This window comes from Photobacterium angustum, from assembly GCF_003026365.1.
GTDB classification, from domain to species: Bacteria; Pseudomonadota; Gammaproteobacteria; order Enterobacterales; family Vibrionaceae; genus Photobacterium; species Photobacterium angustum.
Window position 1 is genome coordinate 32,252 of the sequence record NZ_PYOM01000006.1, and the last position, 19,049, is coordinate 51,300.

Annotated in this window: 12 protein-coding genes; 8 read left to right on the forward strand and 4 right to left on the reverse strand. The window is 37.6% G+C overall.

Annotated features, from left to right (window positions below):
* Positions 1 to 63: 63 nt before the first annotated feature.
* Positions 64 to 1,386, reverse strand: coding sequence for an SLC5/6 family protein (locus CTN01_RS07590; RefSeq protein WP_005363959.1), 1,323 nt, complete (start codon positions 1,384 to 1,386; stop codon positions 64 to 66).
* A gap of 350 nt (positions 1,387 to 1,736) precedes the next feature.
* Between CTN01_RS07590 and CTN01_RS07595 the strand changes: the two genes are divergently transcribed.
* The 8 genes from CTN01_RS07595 (at position 1,737) to CTN01_RS07630 (ending at position 14,658) form a co-directional block, all read left to right on the forward strand.
* Positions 1,737 to 3,596 (forward strand): MFS transporter, encoded by a 1,860-nt coding sequence (locus CTN01_RS07595; RefSeq protein WP_045149296.1) that lies wholly within the window; start codon positions 1,737 to 1,739, stop codon positions 3,594 to 3,596.
* A gap of 613 nt (positions 3,597 to 4,209) precedes the next feature.
* Positions 4,210 to 4,449 carry a hypothetical protein gene (locus tag CTN01_RS07600; protein WP_045149298.1) on the forward strand — a complete coding sequence of 80 codons (240 nt, stop codon included), beginning with the start codon at positions 4,210 to 4,212 and terminating at the stop codon, positions 4,447 to 4,449.
* A 266-nt stretch (positions 4,450 to 4,715) separates the two neighbouring features.
* The gene (locus CTN01_RS07605) at positions 4,716 to 7,859 is read left to right on the forward strand and encodes an HD domain-containing phosphohydrolase (RefSeq protein ID WP_045149300.1); all 3,144 of its coding nucleotides are present in this window, start codon (positions 4,716 to 4,718) and stop codon (positions 7,857 to 7,859) included.
* Positions 7,860 to 8,300: 441 nt separating this feature from the next.
* Entirely contained in the window at positions 8,301 to 9,767 is a 1,467-nt protein-coding gene (locus CTN01_RS07610) for an MFS transporter (protein ID WP_005363968.1), read from the forward strand.
* 312 nt (positions 9,768 to 10,079) lie between these two features.
* Positions 10,080 to 11,942: a potassium transporter Kup gene (locus tag CTN01_RS07615; protein ID WP_045149301.1), complete on the forward strand. Its 1,863-nt coding sequence runs from the start codon at positions 10,080 to 10,082 to the stop codon at positions 11,940 to 11,942.
* Between the two features lie 137 nt (positions 11,943 to 12,079).
* The gene (locus CTN01_RS07620; protein ID WP_045149302.1) at positions 12,080 to 13,546 is read left to right on the forward strand and encodes an ATP-binding protein; all 1,467 of its coding nucleotides are present in this window, start codon (positions 12,080 to 12,082) and stop codon (positions 13,544 to 13,546) included.
* Positions 13,539 to 14,246, forward strand: coding sequence for a response regulator (locus CTN01_RS07625; protein ID WP_045149303.1), 708 nt, complete (start codon positions 13,539 to 13,541; stop codon positions 14,244 to 14,246). Before CTN01_RS07620 ends, CTN01_RS07625 begins: the two co-directional genes overlap by 8 nt.
* Positions 14,247 to 14,370: 124 nt before the next feature.
* The gene (locus CTN01_RS07630; protein WP_045149304.1) at positions 14,371 to 14,658 is read left to right on the forward strand and encodes a hypothetical protein; all 288 of its coding nucleotides are present in this window, start codon (positions 14,371 to 14,373) and stop codon (positions 14,656 to 14,658) included.
* A 533-nt stretch (positions 14,659 to 15,191) separates the two neighbouring features.
* On the opposite strand, the gene CTN01_RS07640 is transcribed toward CTN01_RS07630, so the two are convergent.
* Genes CTN01_RS07640 through CTN01_RS07650 form a run of 3 tightly spaced genes read right to left on the reverse strand, consistent with a single transcriptional unit; the run spans position 15,192 to position 19,049 of the window.
* On the reverse strand, positions 15,192 to 15,599 hold the full coding sequence (locus CTN01_RS07640) for a hypothetical protein (protein ID WP_045149305.1): 408 nt from the start codon (positions 15,597 to 15,599) through the stop codon (positions 15,192 to 15,194).
* Positions 15,592 to 17,397, reverse strand: coding sequence for a site-specific integrase (locus tag CTN01_RS07645; protein WP_045149306.1), 1,806 nt, complete (start codon positions 17,395 to 17,397; stop codon positions 15,592 to 15,594). Before CTN01_RS07645 ends, CTN01_RS07640 begins: the two co-directional genes overlap by 8 nt.
* A complete protein-coding gene (locus tag CTN01_RS07650) occupies positions 17,394 to 19,049 on the reverse strand; it encodes a hypothetical protein (RefSeq protein ID WP_045149307.1) in 1,656 nt (551 codons plus the stop codon). The genes CTN01_RS07645 and CTN01_RS07650 overlap by 4 nt, the downstream gene beginning before the upstream one ends.

A 19,049-nucleotide genomic window follows, 5' to 3' on the forward strand; every position in this document is an offset into this window, starting at 1 on the left:
CATGTAAAAGTGATAGCTGTATTCAAATTAAGTGATTAATTGAATACAGCTATTTTTATTTCATCAAATAAATGCTAGGAGTGGAGAAATACAAAGTAAAATACCTGTAATGATAATCAAATTTGTTGATAATCCTTTGTACTTGTGAAGATGAGGGACTTTATATACAAGATAAGCAGGAATTAGACACCCAACAATACCAAAGACCGGCGAGCAAATTGAAGTAAAAGATAAAATCGGCAAGTTTAACGCAACGGCTCCCCATGAGATTAAAATAGTAAATACTACCGTCAATTTACTTACTAATTTCTTGTTTATATTTTCTCGTTTATATTTCCGCTCAAGAACATTCATTGCCATACCACTGCACGCTTCTTTGAATGCGAGGAAGACACCAAAGAAAGATGTCACAACAGCAAAAATATTAATGATTACACCTACAGCCGTCGCCCAGCTACCAGGGAAAAAGTGTGCAATCATAGCTAACGCAGAGATGTTCTCTTGCTTTGCATGCATAGCTTCATCTTGGCTTATGGCAAAAGTAAACGAAAGAGCAAAGAAAAAAACAGAAATGAAGAGTATGGTAAATGCAATTTTCATTGCTCTTGAAGCTTTATAGCGTGCTACTTCAATAGATTTTTCATGCGAACGGTATGAGATAACCATTGGACTCAATGATTGGATAAATAGAATAGAGGTTAATGTAAAAGGCAGTGTAATAATCGCATTTTTAATTAAAGGTTGCCAATTACCAACTTCAGGTATGTTACTTATATCCCATTCAGGAATCATTAGAACACCCATTAAAGCGACGAGGCTGATCACTGTGACTGCCATTACACCAGATATTTTAAAAAGAATTTTTTCACTTTTTGAACCAATAAAACATAACAAGCAAATAAGTCCTAACCCATAAAAGACATTATGATTTAAATGATGTTCTGTTATACCAAAAGAGTGTAAATATGAGGCACTGTCATTCGTCACTGATAATGCATAAACTAATACCCAAATAACAAGCATAATGAAATAAAGTGCACCAAGACATATTCCCCAGTTTTTTCCTAAATATCCAGAAATAACACCAGGATAATCTGTACACTCCTTTGATTCAGCTAACGTATTAATAAATAACTTTTGAAATAAATACATTGCTGGGTAACCAATAACAGACGATAGTAAAAATACCCACAACCCCATGACTCCTACTTGTACTGGAAGAAAGACAATTCCCGCGCCAATTGCCATTCCAATACTCATTACAATCCATCCAATATCTACGTTATCGAATTTGATTGCTTCCTTCCATTCCTCTTTCGTCATGTTCGCTTTTTGGTGTAATGGAATATTTATATCACTCGGTAGGGGAAAGGTATTAATTATCATTGCAATATCCTGTTATTAATTTTATGGATTATTCCCCAATATTATTAATGCTTTTTTAATTATATTTTTTCTTTATTGGTTAGGGTGTAATTAATATCACATAAAAAACTCAGGCGTATATGACAAATGTGATTAACATATTAAAAACAAAAATTAGAACATTTCATATATAAAATATTATATTTATCTAATCAGTTTATATTTTTTTGTAAGTGAGACTAAATTCAAAGCAACTAAATTTTACCTATGCAATAAGAGTCTCTGGTTATATCTTAAATAAATAATTGCACACTGTTCGATTGTATCGTATAGTACATCAAAAGAGAGCTATGCAATGACACGAGGTGTGTATGAGTCAATTATCTTTATTAAAAAAGCAATCCTTTCTGCCTTACTTTATTACGCAGGCACTGGGTGCTTTCAATGATAACCTCTTCAAAAATTTTCTATTACTCGTGATCGTATTTTCATCACTGTACAACCAAGCTGAAAGTGCAATGCTGGTGAATCTTGCCGCTGGTTTGTTCATTTTACCTTTCTTTCTTTTTGCACCATTAGGTGGGCAGTTAGCGGATAAGTATGAAAAATCACGGTTAATTAAGACGCTAAAACTGATCGAAGTAGGCGTAATGGCATTAGGTGCATGGGCGATACAAATGCACTCGATCCCTTTACTTTTGGGTTTATTATTTTTGATGGGGGCACAATCTGCCTTTTTCGGCCCCGTAAAGTTTGCATTGATGCCGCAACACTTAAAACAAAAAGAGTTACTTGCTGGTAATGCATTGGTTGAGATGGGGACATTTCTTGCGATCTTGGGGGGGACTTTATGCGCAGGTTTTATTTTTCATACTGAAGACAGTGCATTTACAGCCTCTGTTTGCGTTGTTGTATTATCTCTTTTTGGTTTTCTCAGTAGTCTTTTTATTCCCAAAGCATTGCCGAACAACGCTGAATTAACCATTAATTGGAATCCAATTAAGCAGGTTGTAAAAACAATACGTATTACTAAACAAAACCGCACTGTCTTTTTATCTATTTTAGCCATTAGTTGGTTCTGGTTTGTGGGGGCGACTTATTTAACTCAACTTCCACATTTTGCTAAAACATTTATTAGTGATGATCCTCAATATGTCACAATGCTACTGACCATTTTTTCAGTTGGTATTGCGCTAGGGGCGATCATTTGTGAGAAGTTATCTGGCGATAAGATTGAATTAGGTATTCTTCCGCTTGGGGCTTTAGGCATGAGTGTATTTGGCTTTGATCTGTATTTCTCAAGCCAGAATATTATCATCTCAAATTCAATGACTGTGGTTGATTTTACGCTTAACAATTATCGTTTACTGCTTGATTTAATGTTACTTAGTGCATCAGGAAGTATCTTTGTTGTGCCGTTAAATGCGTTAATTCAGCAGCGAAGTGAAAAAGAGCACCGTGCTCAAGTGATTGCTGGTAATAATGTTCTTAATGCATTGTTTATGGTTGGTAGTGCGTTATTCTCTATTGTGATGTTAACAGTCGTTCATTTATCAGTTCTTGAGCTGTTTCTTTCTATCGCGTTACTTAATGTGATTGTATCAATTTACGTATTTAGCCAAGTTCAAGAATTCTTAATACGCTTTATCGTGTGGATTCTTTCCCGTGTTCTCTACCGAGTGAAATCAACGGGACTTGAAAATATTCCTGAAACGGGACCTGCAGTTTTAGTGTGTAATCATGTTAGCTTTGTTGATGCAATTTTAGTGGGGGCAGCCAGTCGTCGACCTGTTCGTTTTGTTATGGATAAAAATATCGCGAATTTACCTGTGATGAAATATTTCTTTAAATGGGCGAAAACAATCCCTATTTGCTCCCCAAAAGTATCAACTGAAATTTATAATCAAGCATTTGATCAAATTGATAAAGAGCTTTCATCTGGCGAAATTATTTGTATCTTTCCCGAGGGTAAAATTACACGCACAGGCGAACTTAATGAGTTTAAACGAGGCATAGAGCATATTGTAAAACGTAACCCTGTTCCCGTTATTCCGATGGGATTAAAAGGAGTATGGGGTTCTATTTTTAGTCGTAGTGGACAATTTACCATTATGCGCGCGATAAAACGTTTTCGCTCTGAGCTTGAAGTTGTTGCTTCTACACCGATACCGGCAGAACAAATATCAGCCGAAAAATTAGAAAAAGTGGTTTATCAATTAGTGAATAATTAGTATTAGCCGAGTCGGAGTATCACAGTTAAAGCATTTGTAAGTGATAGTTTTATCTACGGTTTCTATTTGATCTAGCGCGAAAAAAACTCTTCCTATTGTCAATGATTTACGAAGGTGGAGTTTTATACGTATAGCTTTACGGGTGAGTGATAAGATCTCTAATACTCTTCGAGCTGTCGATTTTATATTCTGTTCTGTTCTTTACTCTTTTCATGAACAGCTACGTAATTGTAAGATATGTAAAAATGGTGGTTGTAATGTATTGACGGGAGATATTCCGACTTCACGCTTAGCAAATGGCTGTGCTGGTAACTCTTTGTTGTGAAAATTGAAAAATACACAGGACCTGTATTGCCATTGGCAGCATTTGATGCGCCAGCGATAGCGTAATGAATGTTGAAAGTATCAATATAAAATAAGCCGTAATTATGATTTACGGCTTATTTATCCATTAAGATTTTTAATAATTAGCTGACTTAGTATAGGTATTCGGTTAATAAACATCTTTAATAGAACTTGATTGATAAATGTCTTGAAATTATCGAAAAAATGTAACTAAATTCAAATTTACACTATAATCGAATAAAAGCACTAGCTGATAGGGATAGTAGTTATGTTTAATCTATGGAAAAAGAAACAAGTTGATAGGCCTGTATCAGGTACTGCATCTATCGCTAAGCAGCGTTTACTTGGTGAACTGCGTACGAACCGTATTCCATACAATGTTCAAATGATGAAAGATGAGCTATCGAGACTACTATCTCAATGGGCTTACATTAAAGACAATAAAATTGAGATTGTGAAAACAGCTGAGTCGAAATCACTATTGAAGATAAGATGTCGTTGCTCGTAATTTTAGAGCAACGTTATATTTATTTCTTTGCTTAATTTTTTACTTAAGCAGAATTTTACGCCATTCATATATTAAGCACTTTTTTAGCTGTCTTAACTTTTGTGCTGCTAATTTATACAAATATCTCTACTATTTTTTGCCATTCCTAACGGTTTTTACATATATTTGTTATCTTCTTCTTAAATATGCCGAATAATTGTTATTGATATATTTAGTTGTTTGTATGATTTATGTAACCGCAAGAAAACGTATGGGATAGTGTAAGTATGCAGAGATGGACGTTTTTCAAAAATAGAAGAATAAGCATTAAATCAATTGTTATTTTTCTTTTTATATTAGTTGCAGTTATTACTTCATCGATTGCGATTAGTTTACAGTATTACCATAGTAAACAAATGGCGCGAGAGCAGGCTAAGGTTAAGTATCAAATGCTAGCTGAGTCTGTCTCTGATGCTGTAACCGATGTTAGTGACGATGCAATTGCAACTGTAAAGTATCTCTCGCACTTAGGCACTATTCTTGATTCGCCATCTAAAGACGTTATTCGAAGTATTTTCACCAGTGTTTTAAAAGACAATCCTAGTTTTTATAGTGCCTTTATTGGAACAGATAAAAACTACGCCTATATTATTATTAACTTAGATTCTATGTCTAATGTCAGACGCAAAAATAATGCATTAAAGCAAGATCGCTGGCTGATTATCGAGCGCAGTGCTGATTCAAATGGTATGACACAATATGATTCTTTTTATGATGCTAATTTTAATTTACGGAAAAAAATAAAACGTAAAAATGTTTTTTCACCAACATTACGCTCTTGGTATATAAATGCTACACGTGGATCAGTTTTCCGTACTGAGCCTTATCTATTTTTACCTGAAGAGGTTACAGGTATTACTTATTCAACAGAAGTGCCTAGTACTAAAGGCAAGGTTGTTGTTGGTATCGATTTTACACTGTCACATTTTAATAAATTATTACAAGAAAATAGCGTTAGCGACGTTAGTCATAATTTCCTTTATTTACCATCAGGAGAGTTAGTGGCGAGTAGTGAGCCTTCTTTTAGACAACTGCCATTGCCAAAATCTAAACCTTTAGTACTAACGCCCAAAGAGAAAAAATTAATTAAAAAGACCCCTATATTACGTGTATCAAATCAGGAAAACTGGGCTCCAATAGATTTTACAATATCGGGGCGTCCTGCTGGGTTGATCCCTGATTTACTTTACATGGTGGGTCAATCTACAGGACTTGAGTTTGATTTTTTTAATGGTGCGGGATCGCAAGGCTTACAGCAGGCATATTCCAACGGGGTGCTAGATATTCTTACGTCTGTACCTGATATTCCAAATAATCAGGGGTTAGGTATTTTTAGTAAACCTTTGTTTAAATCTCCCTTTGCAATTGCGGTATCAGATAACAAGCATTACGAAAGGTTGCAAGATCTTAATGGTAAAAGCTTAGCAGTATTAAGCAATTGGCCAATTATCCCACTGATTAAAGAAAAATATCCTTTAATTAATATTGTGACTTATTCACATGTTGATCAAGCTTTAAGAGCTGTAAGTGAGGGTAAAGTTGATGCTTTCATTGATGTAGAAGCCGTGCTTAGTTATGTATCTGAGCAATTTATGATTAATAATCTGACATATCATACATTAGATATTGAAAACAGCTTTCCGTTATCATTGGTTCTGGCTCCTGAGAAAAAGCCTCTTTTAGATATTATCAATCGTGCGATTGAATCATTGACGCCTCAGCAGCAAAATTATTTACAGCAGAAATGGTTAAGCTCTCATGCGGAAGTGAATCGTAGGGGGATCGTTCCTTATGTAGAGTTAATCGATTTTGCTGCAGATGAGTCCTACCAGAATCAACTAATAGAAAAGAATAGTAATGATGATGACTATTTTTATTATGTACGCGATGTAAGACGTGGTAGACATGACCAAATATTTTTTGCTTCGATTGTACCCAAAGAATCGGTTTATGCTGCCAGCGAAGAAAAAATTCGTACATCTATTTATACGTCAGCTCTGTTATTACTTGTGTTACTTCCGTTAGCAGGATTTTGTGCAAAACCCATAGTTAAGCCAATTTTACGGCTTCGTGAAGAAAATAAAAAAGTGAAGTTGCGACATTATAATGATGTCACTGTGATCCCGACTCGAATCAAAGAATTTCATGATCTCTCGATGTCAATTTACACTGCTGCTGAATCTCTTCAAGAGCATGAAAAGCGACAAGAAGAATTTGTAGAGTCATTCATTCAACTTATCGCTCAAGCAATCGATGATAAGTCGCCTTACACCGCTGGGCATTGTAATCGCGTCCCTGAGATTGCGTTAATGTTTGCTGATGAAGTGGAGAAATCACAACAAGGACAATTTGCAGAATTCCGCTTTAATAATGATGCAGAGCGTCGAGAGTTTAGAATCGCAGCATGGCTTCATGATTGTGGCAAGATCACAACGCCTGAGCATATTGTTGATAAAGGGACGAAATTAGAAGCAAACTATAATCGTATTCATGAGATTAGAATGCGTTTTGAAGTGTTATGGCGTGATGCGGAACTTAATTACTTACAACATATTATCGATAATCCGCATGAACAAGAAATTGCATTGGCGACATTAAAGCAGGCGCAAAAACAGTTACAAGATGACTATAAATTTGTGGCTAATGCCAATGTTGGAGGGGAGTTTATGAGTGATGAGCATATTGCTCGTATACATGAAATTGCCAATAAAACATGGTTACGCCACTTTGATGATCACTTGGGGTTGTCGCCATTAGAAGAGCTGAGTGTATCAGCAAAATCGGAAACATTACCTGTTGAAGAACATTTATTGGTCGATAAGCCAGAGCACTGTATCAAGCGTATTAATGAGCTAAGTTTTGATCCTGCGTTTGGAATAAAAATGCAGGTGCCCGAGCTTCAATACAATCTGGGAGAGATTTATAACCTGACGATTAAACGTGGTACGTTAACAGCAGAAGATCGCTTTAAGATCAATGAACATATGATCAGTACAATTAAGATGTTAGAAAGTCTACCGTTCCCAGATGATCTTGCGCGTGTACCGCGTTATGCCTCAACGCACCACGAAACAATGAAAGGCACAGGATACCCTCGTAAGCTATCAGCAAAAGATCTCAGTACCCCTGAACGTATTTTAGTGATATCTGATATTTTTGAAGCGTTAACAGCGGCTGATCGCCCATATAAGAAGGCTAAACCATTAAGTGTTGCGATAGATATCTTGCACAAAATGGCATTAGATGAACATATTGATATGGAACTATTTAAATTGTTTTTATCAAGCGGTGTTTATATGCAATATGCTGAAAAGTTTTTACCTTCGAAGCAAATTGATAAAGTCGATATAGAGAAGTATCTTTCTAGTTAGTTATTTTGCGTAACATTTTTTTGATGTTTTTTTAAATATTAGCCCACATCATCCGGTGGGCTTTATTTTTGCTTTTTATTCTCATTAAACAGAGGTGTCTATTTTTTGGCTGATGTAATGCAATTAAAAAACACGCAGAATTCCATAACTTAAAAGTTAGATTTTATATTTGGTACGTAATGGCAGCTTTAAAATAAAAAACAGTGTGAACTTAGTGTTATAAATAATATTAATAACTTTAACTGTATGATTACTCTGTCAATACTGGTCATGTTTATTATTTAACTGAAATATATCGATATATTTCTTTTTATGTTGTTGTTTTATCCATTAAGTCAAGAGAAAAATATATCTTATATTTTTACTCTCGTCTGTGTTTATATACGCGCACCTTTAATACTTATATTGGTCGTAAGACTATAAGCATTGCTGATTTTTAACATGAATCAAAATTTAGATATTCAATGTCAAAAAACTATTCAAAACTATATTGATGACACATCAATATGGGAAAAAGGGTCAAACCGCTTTTGCCTGTCAATGACAAAGGTACAGTGGCGAATTTGGTTGTTGGCGACATTTGGAAAGTTTTTCGAAGGAATGATCGTGTTTATGATGGGGCTAACTTTGCCCTTGATCACGCTACAATTTCATTTAACAGAATTCCAAAAAGGTACCCTGAGCTCTTCAATACTATTCGGTATATTAATTGGCGCAAGTGCGTTAGGGGGATTATCTGATCTCTACGGACGAAAGAAAATGTTTATCATTGAGATGGCATTACTTTCTGTTTGCTTAGTCGGTATGGCATGTAGCCAATCTTATCTTACTATCTTACTGTTTAACTTTGGTATCGGATTAGCATTAGGGTGTGATTACCCAACAGCGCATTTAATGATTTCGGAAAGCATTCCGACTAAAAATCGCGGTAAGTTGGTACTTGGCGCTTTTGCTTTTCAGTCGGTTGGTGTTTTGTTGGGTATCCTCACGGGCATTATCGTACTGACTTATGCTGATGATATTAATGCATGGCGCTTAATGTACATATTGGCATTAGTTCCGTCATTGGCAATAACGGTTGCACGTTTCTTTATTCCTGAAAGCGCACACTGGCTAATGTCGAAAAAACGTGAGAAAGAGGCTGAAAAGTCACTAAAACGATTATTAAATCGTGATCCTCAATCTGATATGACATTGACGGTTGTACCGTGTCCTGAAGGTGAAGAGAACCATTCATGGTTAGGCGGCTACAAGAAACTATTTAAGCAAAAGTACCGGGCAAAAACGATTCTGGCTTCTGCTCCTTGGTTTATCCAAGATTTAGGTACATATGGTATTGGTATTTTTACACCTGTTATTTTAGCATCGGTGCTTGATCCACATGTCGTTGTTGCAGGAGATGCACTTCATAGTACGATAGCAAGCATTGTATATTCAGCGAAAGGTACGGCATTGATTGACTCCTTGCTTATTATTGGAGTGATCTGCGCAATTATTTATTCTGAATCGATTGGTCGTATGAAGTTGCAAATTTACGGCTTTATTGGTTGTGCGGTCGGTTTGGCTTTAGCTGCGTTGTCGATAAAGCTAAATAATGACTATCAAATTTATCTGCTGTTTTTAGGCTTTATGTTGTTCAATTTTATGAATAATCTTGGTCCAAATGCACAGACTTATTTAATCTCAGGCGAAGTGTTTCCAGTTAAAATTCGAGCTAAAGGCGCTGGTTTTGCGGCATCGATTGCAAAGTTGGGTGCGATCTTAACTGCGTTTTTATTTCCTATCTTAATGCATGAAATAGGGGTGTTTAATTTATTACTTTGTCTTGTTGCTACATCACTATTTGGTGCGTGGGTAACATATAAATATAGATTTGAAACATCAGGAAAGAATATCGAAAATATTTAGATTGATTACTAAAACTTGATAATTAGTAAAAATAGATATTGAAAAAGAGCGTAAGAATATTTCTTACGCTCTTTTTTATTTATTAATACTGTATTTGAACGCCGTATAATATATTTAATATTAAAGTTATCTTTTTTTATTACGCTTCATAACTGAACTTTTAGCTTTAAAAACAAACAAAGTTTATATTTTCTTTATATTTTTATTCGTAAATATTACCCTTTATTTATCTTTGCCTTGTTAACCTGCCTGCCTCTATTTAGTCATAAGGTACAGTGTTTCCCCAATATGGGATGTACATGAAAATCAACGATGCAAAATCAAAAACAGTCTTTATGGGTACTGACGTGCCTATCTATTGGGATTGTGTATGGTGATATTGGTACCAGCCCATTGTATGCCTTTAAAGCGATGTTTGAAGGTGAACATTCAATAGCCATTAACCAAGCAAATGTTTTTGGTATTCTCTCATTAGTTTTTTGGACCTTCGTGATAACGGTATGTATAAAATATTTAGCGTTGGTAACACGGGCTTCGAATAAAGGTGAAGGTGGCGTTTTAACATTAACCTCTTTAGCGCATAGTGTGGCGCCACCGCATTTTAAAAAAGGTATTTTATTTTTAGGTATGTTGGCGGCTGGTTTCTTTTTTGGTGAAGCCATTATTACTCCGGCGATGTCAGTGCTGTCTGCGGTCGAAGGGATCACTGTGATTAATCGCAGTTTTACACCTATGATCTTACCGATAGCTATCACGATTATTTGTGTTTTATTTGCCATTCAAAAATACGGTTCTGGAAAAATTGGGCGGCTGTTTGCACCTGTCATGCTGTTATGGTTTGGCACTATTGGTGTTTTAGGTTTACTAAGTATTATTAAAAACCCAACAGTATTAGATGCACTTAATCCTATTTATGCCATACATTTCGCTTTTAACCACGGTGCGGCAACCTTGTTTACTTTAGGGGTCGTTGTTTTAGCCGTTACTGGTGTTGAGGCGTTGTATGCAGATATGGGGCATTTTGGTATTAAGCCTATTCGTTTAGCGTGGTTTTTCATTGTCATGCCATGCTTAGTTTTAAATTACTACGGACAAGGTGCGCTAGTGTTATCACAACAGGTGGATATTGATAACCCGTTCTTTATGTTAGCGCCAGATATGCTGCGTTTACCTTTAGTCATTCTTGCTACGTGTGCGACTGTGATTGCCTCGCAGGCTGTGATTTCAGGGATTTTTTCATTAACTCGTCAAGCTGTGAATTTAGGATTTCTACCTCCAGTGCAAATCCACCATACTTCACATCAAGAGCAAGGTCAGATCTATGTTCCCTTAGCTAACTTTTTATTGTTTTTACTTGTGCTCACTGTGGTACTGACGTTTGGTAGCTCAGAGCGTTTAGCGGCGGCGTATGGGATTGCAGTAACGGCAACCATGTTAATTTCTTCCTTATTTATCCTTGTGGTTGCACGTTATATGTGGGGATGGAAGCTGGTCGTTGTTATTCAGTATGCGTCATTCATGCTGTTATATGATGTACTATTGTTTATCGCGACATCATTAAAATTCTCCGATGGTGGTTGGCTTCCATTAACAATAGGCTCAATTGTATTTCTTTTGATGATCACATGGTATTTAGAGCGAGAAAGGATCAGCCAATTAATTAAACAACCGTTGTCATCCGAAGCTATGGTTAATGAGTTAGAGCAAAAAGATTGGCCTCGCGCTTCGGGGACTGCCGTCTATTTCACTCGTAATGAAGAGTATGTGCCTGCCTCATTGGTCAATAATTTAAAATATAATGAAACCTTACATGAACGTAATGTACTCATGACATTTAAATACCCTGATCAACCTAGAGTGCATCCACTTAAACGGATTGAAGTAAGACAAATATCGCCTTCATTTTGGCAGATGATTGCGTATGTAGGTTATCAAGAATCGTTAGATATGGATCAAATATTCACAGCCTGTAACGGCAAAGGCTTTTCATTGCATGAACTTGATACGGTTTTCTTTATGTCATCCGAGCGAATAAAGTTGAAGCATACGACGTTATGGCATGATCTAAAAGCGAGGCTATTTATATTATTAAGCCGAAATGCGTTGAGAACTTCAGAGCGGCTACATGTACCGCAAGATAGATTAATTGAAATTGGGGTACACCTAGAAATTTAATTGCTTATTTTTGCCATATAAAGAGCTTCACGGTTATCCCATAAGTTTGGTGGTAATTGTAGAAGCTCTTTTTACTTTATCGATAATTCCCCTGAAGGTATTATTAAATGCTAACTATAAGACAAATAGCTTGATTTATGACGAATCGAACAAATTGGAATGATCTGAGCAAGACCGCTATTTTGTTGGTGTTCTATGTTTTGGTGACATACATTGGCGTAAAATTTCGTGATGTGATCATTGAAACTGATACCGCGATGCTATTGTTGCTACTTAACATTGTGAGTGGTTTTTGGTTAAGGCGAAAGTTTGCTTATGTGATCACGGCTCTCAGTATTGTTGCTTTTCACTTCTTTGTTTTACCTGAACATAATTCGTTTAAATTTCAAAACTATCAGCACATTATTACCTTTACCGTCATGGCTTTTAGTGGTGTTTTTGCGGTTAAAATAACGCAATCTCAGCAGCGTGAAATTAATAAAAATAAACAATTAAAATCTGAGTTAAAGAGTAATTATCATCTAGCATCAGAGTTGGCTTCGCTTAATGAAAGCCAAGCGATCGCAAGCTCAGCGATTGAACATTTAGAGCGAAATGGGCAGTTCAAAGCACAGATCTGGCTATTTTCTCCCACGCTTTTTTGTTTGGCCTCTCACGATAAGTTACAGCAAAGTGAGTACTATTCTGTGGTTGAACGCTTTATGTTGCGAGGAGAGCAATCGAGTGAAGTGCTATCAGCAGCTTTGGCATTATATCCACTCTGTGGGCAGTCAGGATTGTTCGGGGTATTAGTGATTCAAGCAGAGCAAGGGCAACTGTTTAACCCTATTTTAACCACACTTATCAGCTTATCCTTGTCACGCTCAGAAGCCAACAGTGCACTAACGATTGCGAAAGAAGCAAACCAATTAGAGCAGATGCGTAATACGCTATTAGCGGCAGTTTCTCATGATTTAAAAACGCCACTAGGATCGATTATTGGCACAGCAACCACTTTAAGTGACTCAACAATAAAATTGCCGATGGAAACTCAAAAAGAGCTATTACAATCTATAGCAGAGGAAGGCTATAGCTTAAATCGCAGTTTAACTAAACTATTAGATATTAGTCGTTATAGTACGAAAACCTTGATCCCTAATCGAGATTGGGTAGAGCCAGAAGAAGTGATTGGGAGTGCAACTAAGCGCATAGAGCAAGTTGTTAAGTTACATCCAATAAACTTAACGGGTGAAACTATGTTAGTTTCACTCGATTATGCGTTAATTGAGCAAATTATCGCGAATCTTATTGAAAACGCAGCCAAGTATAGCCCTGTTGGCGAAGCAATAGATATTACAACAGATTATCAAAAAGGGTGCTTTTCTATTGAGATCGCCGATAGAGGTTGCGGTGTTGCACCCGATGAAACTCAACGAATTTTTGAGCGTTTCTATCGCTCAGAGCACACTAAAGTCAAAGGAACTGGATTAGGCTTAGCTATTTGTAAGCTTATTGTTTCAGCCCACAACGGTACCATTAGTGTCTCGCCAAGGATTGGCGGCGGCAGCATTTTTACGGTAACCATTCCTTGTGATAAATATGATTTAACAGGCATTTATGAATAGCGATACTAAAATATTAGTCATTGAAGATGAAGCGCCAATTCGTCGCTTTTTAGATATTTTAACAACAGGACACGGCTATAGCGTTAAAACGGTAGAAACCGCACAAGAAGGGCTTAAGCAAATAGCGACTTGGAATCCTCACTTAGTGTTACTAGATTTAGGATTACCGGATGCTGATGGCCTAGAGTTTACCAAAGAGCTACGTACCTGGACTGAGACGCCGATTATAGTGATATCTGCTCGTGATAAAGAAGCTGATAAAGTGCAGGCATTAGATGCTGGCGCGAATGATTATTTAACCAAGCCATTCGGTAGTGAAGAGCTATTAGCGCGTATTCGAGTTGCTCTTCGCTTACATTCCCACAACACTGCGACAGAAGTGAGTCAATACCGTTTTGGTGATGTTTTACTTGATATGGCAATGCAAACGGTAATGTATAACGGTGAGAGTATTAAACTCACGCCTAAAGAATATAAAATACTCACCTTACTGGCAAAAAATATGGGTAAGGTGCTGACTCATAAGCAAATTTTAAAAGAGGTGTGGGGCGGTAATTATACTGAACATGCCCATTATGTCCGTATTCATATCGCTCAATTGCGTCATAAAATAGAAAAGTCACCCGCTCAGCCTCAATATATCATTACTGAAAACGGGGTGGGGTATCGCTTGATCAATGGAGAGATAGCCGACAATTAAAAGGGGGCGATTTTTGTTTAATATCGTTCTTTATAAAAACTTTATATGACTTAATGTATTTATTACATAAACCTTAGATCAAACTTTATACCATGAATTAAAGCTTTGAAGATAAGGTGGATATATGTTTTTTTATATTGAAATGACAGCAGCTGTGGTCTTTTTTATAGCTATGCTAACGCGTTCTTGTTTTTTAAAATCAACGTGGCAGCAACTGATGACTGTTGCGCTACAAGTTATTTCTGTGTGGTGCTTGGTTCATCTATTTTTAACCCATGTTTATCCTGAATTTTTGTTTGCGAAAAATGTGATTAGTGTGTGCTTTTCTATGGTATTTATCCTTGCAGGGTTAAAAGATCGCTATGAATCAGATGTTTACCTTAGTCATCAACCCAGCGCTGCGGCAAAATAACAGGAACTAACATCATGGGTGAAATCAGTATTGGCTAACTACTTATTGTTGCTGTTATTTTCGTATTGTTATTTGGAACAAAAAATTAAAAAACTTAGGCAGTGATTTAGGCTATGCATTAAAAGGTTTTCAAAATGCGGTTAAAGATGAGCCCGCTAAAGAGAAAACTGTCGAGAAAAGCGTGGTTGATGAAACGACTCGTTAGTACTTTTTACGATGTAAGTGCATAGTGCCAATTGTTTGAAAAATTCAATATTATTTTGTCTCTCTGTTTAAATTCTATTAATCCGTTATGGTAACTGCAGAATTTTTGAATAGGTATTTATCATGAAACGTGGATTGATAATAATCTTACAGTGAATAAAGCAGCGATCTTGCGTGTTGAATTTGATAGTTCATTTATTATAAATACCTTGTTACATGTAACTACAGTTAACTAGCTGTTTTACATGATCTTGTTTGTTGTTACGATTTATTGATGTTTAACTATCAATAAATCGCCATGTTTTAAATACTATTACCTTTTAATACAGCTAGTTACTGTAAACTATCTGAGTAATATTGCTGTTTGTTTCACTTCCGCTACTTAATGCCATATTTTTCCGTATTAACGTAGCATTTTGTGATTGAACTTTAGCTAACATTGCTTTTAGCTTTGCCACCTCAGAGCGCAATTCTCGATTACGCTCTTTATATTCTTTGAGTTCATGTTGCTTGGCATCACGCTGTTGACGAATACCTTTATTCACACCACCTTTGATGCGCTCTAATAGGTCAGGACAATCTCGATGAATCAACGCTCGACTGACACCCGCTTCTTCGGCAACAGCAGCCACACTCATTTTACGTTGCTCAGTGACAATAGTAGGGCGACCTTTTTCTATCCGAATAATGGCAAGCCGAACCGCTTTATGTGTCGCTTTTTCTTTTGGGTTAGACATTTTTTACCTCAATATGCTCTCTCTGATTAATCTCTTGCTTCATGACTTCAACATCAACTCCCAAAGCGGTTAATACCTTTTCACAACGTTCCATACCTTTTTGGGCTGCGGCTCTACCAGCCTCTCCAATATCATCTAGTTGCATCAGCTTCATTTGTTGAACGAGCATTCCCTCCCAATATGGCAAGTGTCGTTTATCGACAATGCCATGTTCGCAATCCTCAGATTTATCACAACGGCATTCGTCATCATTCGTACACCATGCAATGCCTGTTGAACGAATAGGGATAGAGCTAGAATAGGCTTTAGCCATATTTTGTAGAGAACCAAAGACTTTAATATGTTCGCCATCTTGACGCACTTTTTTGATCTTTTGAGCCATCCCGCCCCCTGCAATGGGGCTATCTAACTCAAACCAATCTTGCTTAATTTCTTCTTCAACCAGATATTTCTCTCGGAGCAATTCTTCAAATAGTTCCGCATCCAGATTATCGTTAAAGGCATATAAGGCGGTCATGGTAATAGACCAGTGCTTAAAGTGGTCTTTTAATGCCCTCAAATCACCCAATTCTGAATGCACGACATAATTAGCAAAGGTGCGTCTGAATTGGTGCGCTGCTAGATTCCAATCACTTTCTATTTGTTTGCATAAATTTGGCAACCTCAACTCTGTAATGGTATTTCCAGATAGGATGTTGAGGGCATTGTTTTTGCGCAGGGATTTCGATAGACAAATGTGGTCTGAAATCTGTTCAAGGCGATGCACTTCTGAATGGTCATTGCTTGCTTTCGCTTTTACTAAATCACGCTCAAGCTGCGCTTGAAGTGGCGCACTTAGACGACCAAGAATATCAATCGCTTGAGTAGCAATCTCTGGGGCAATCCATTCAGCTAACCCTGTATGCGTTTTTTCAGATACCGTTTCGATGTAGTAATAGGTGGTGTCATCTTTTGTTTCAGAGCGGTACGCCCCACGCTTAATGCCTAAGATTTCATGAATACGCATTCCTGTTGTGAATAGCAGCCAGAAAATACAACTATCACGCAGTAGCAAGGATTCTGTCTTTTCCGCTGATGCTAATATTTCATCTGCTCGGTCTAGGTAGGACTTGGTAAACTGACAAAGCGGGATTAACACCTCATCAGGGATAATCAAGGTTTTCGGTTTTTTTCTTGCCTCTTGTAAAGCCTCACCCACATACCCCGCTTGCTCACTAGCACTTGATTCAGACCAAGGGTGCTCTTTGACAAAATCAAACGTTTTGCAATAGCGATACAGGTCTTCTAAAGCGAGCAATTTCTGCGCTTTAGTGCCTGCTACCAATGGCTTGATTTCCCCCTTTCGCGTTGAGGTAAGGGTATTTACATACTTAACATAGGCATTGGACGTAAAAGCGGTGAGTCCATGTGTCACTGTGGTATCTGAACTCAAAACCCACTGAAAATAAGTGTTCAAGTTAATCAAAACACATTTCAGAGAGCTAACCGCCAAATTCTCTTTCATTTTGTTCCATACCACCCATTTTGCCATGCGCTTCATTTGGGGATCGGCAATGGTGGTAAAGTTAAGGTTCAATCCATTTGCACTGGTTGCTTTCGTGCCTTTACTGGCTGGAAATACCCATATGTCGTGCTCATATCGAGAGAGCGTTTGATACTCACCGTTGGCAACTTTAATGTAGGTCACGATACCCGTTAGACTACCATCAATGGCTCGCTCTAGTGTGCTATCGCTTGGCTTTGGACATTGCTGAGTAGCGAACTCAGCTTGCGTAAGTATTAACTCAACTGAACTCATTGTGTCACCTTTAACATATCGAGATTTTGCCAGTATGGGTGTGGATTGGTTCTTGCTCGTTCTTTTTCAGCCGCTACACGCTGCAATTGACCAAGTTTTGCAAACTCAGGGACAACTTCTTTATCCACAATTCTGAGGACATTCTTTAAATGGCGTTTCCAATCTTTACGTCCAAATTCATCACGGTTGCGAATAATCGCCCAATAAAAGCTAAAGAGCTTATATAAATCATCACCTGTGATAACGAAGCTCTTACAACGGAAACACCCTAGAAAGTCATTACAGAACGTGCCATCTTTAGGGGCTTTATCACCATGCTTAGGGTCTTTACAATGCCCAACAGGAACACTCGGCTCTGTGCTCGTTAACTCTTTGACTCGTATCTCGCCCATTAAGCCTAAATTTCGCTTTGATTGCTCAGGGGCTTGTAAATAGTGATCAAGCGTTCCTGTACCACTGTGCTTAGCTTGCCGTGCGGCAATCAGTAAGCTCTTTCCACTTAGCTCGTAGATGCCATTAATGAACGTCTTGCGAAAGCGGCTTACATTAAGCTTCATCGTCCGTCCATCTTCATCTTTTAGGTCGAACTGTTTGATGAATTTGTTGATGTATTGGTCAAGCCGTTGAATAGATAAGGAAGTGGCAGTGCCTCGCTTTGTGCCTCTACTCCCACTTGTAGTCTCATAGACAAACACTAAGTCGCTATTGGTCGCCTCTCTTATTAGGGCATTGCGCTCAATAATCGCCTCAATCAGATACGCCACATCGAGTTTAATTCCTTGCACTACCTCAAGTTCTTCTGATTTACGCAGATTGTGCAACTGCGTGGCGTTGCCTCGCTTTTTAAACACAGTCAACAGTTTGCGGCTCTCTTTAAGTGGGTGGTCGCTCAATGCTTCCGTTGTCATGTTAAGAAGCGGTGAGGTGTTGATACCCGTTTGAATTGCCACAGCCAATAAGCACACCGTTAATTCATAAGCTGACAGTGGTTCAGTCTTATTATAAATCGGCTTAATCGCTTGTTTGAGTGCAACCACCACCTTTCTTTTATCATGTTCAGTGAGTGGCTTTTGCCCTCCGCCACCACGCTTGTTTGAATTGGGAAAGGGGTTTCTAGGGAAGAAATCACTGTTTAGATTGATGTTACCAACAGCAGACCAGTAACCCTTTTCTTTCATGCGTGTCAGCAATGATTTGAGTTTTGAATAAATTTCTTTTTGACTGACAAACGTTAATTCGCTGCCTTTAAGGTGCAGTAAATACTGTTCGATTAACTCTGGCGTGAGATCCGCTTGCGTTAAGTCCTCACCAGTTGCACAGCGAAATAGCGCAAGGTATTCAGCAAAACAGGCAAAGCCTCTCGTTAGATAACAAATTTGCGTTTGCTCTGTAAAAGCATCGGTATTTTTTAGCAATGCTTTTGCGGTATAGAACGCTCGGTTGGTAATGTCGTCATAGCCCTTGCCATAGTACGGACTGAAATCGAAATTATGGCCATTACCACCACTTGAGCCGAGATTGGGATAGTTCACCACAGGGTTAAGTGGGCGAACAATCGCTTGATTTTGAGTCGCGTCAATTGTTGGTTCAACGACAGAGGTTTTCTTGAGCTTGTCTTTGTTTATGGTCAGGTTTTTTCGTTGTCTCGCCAT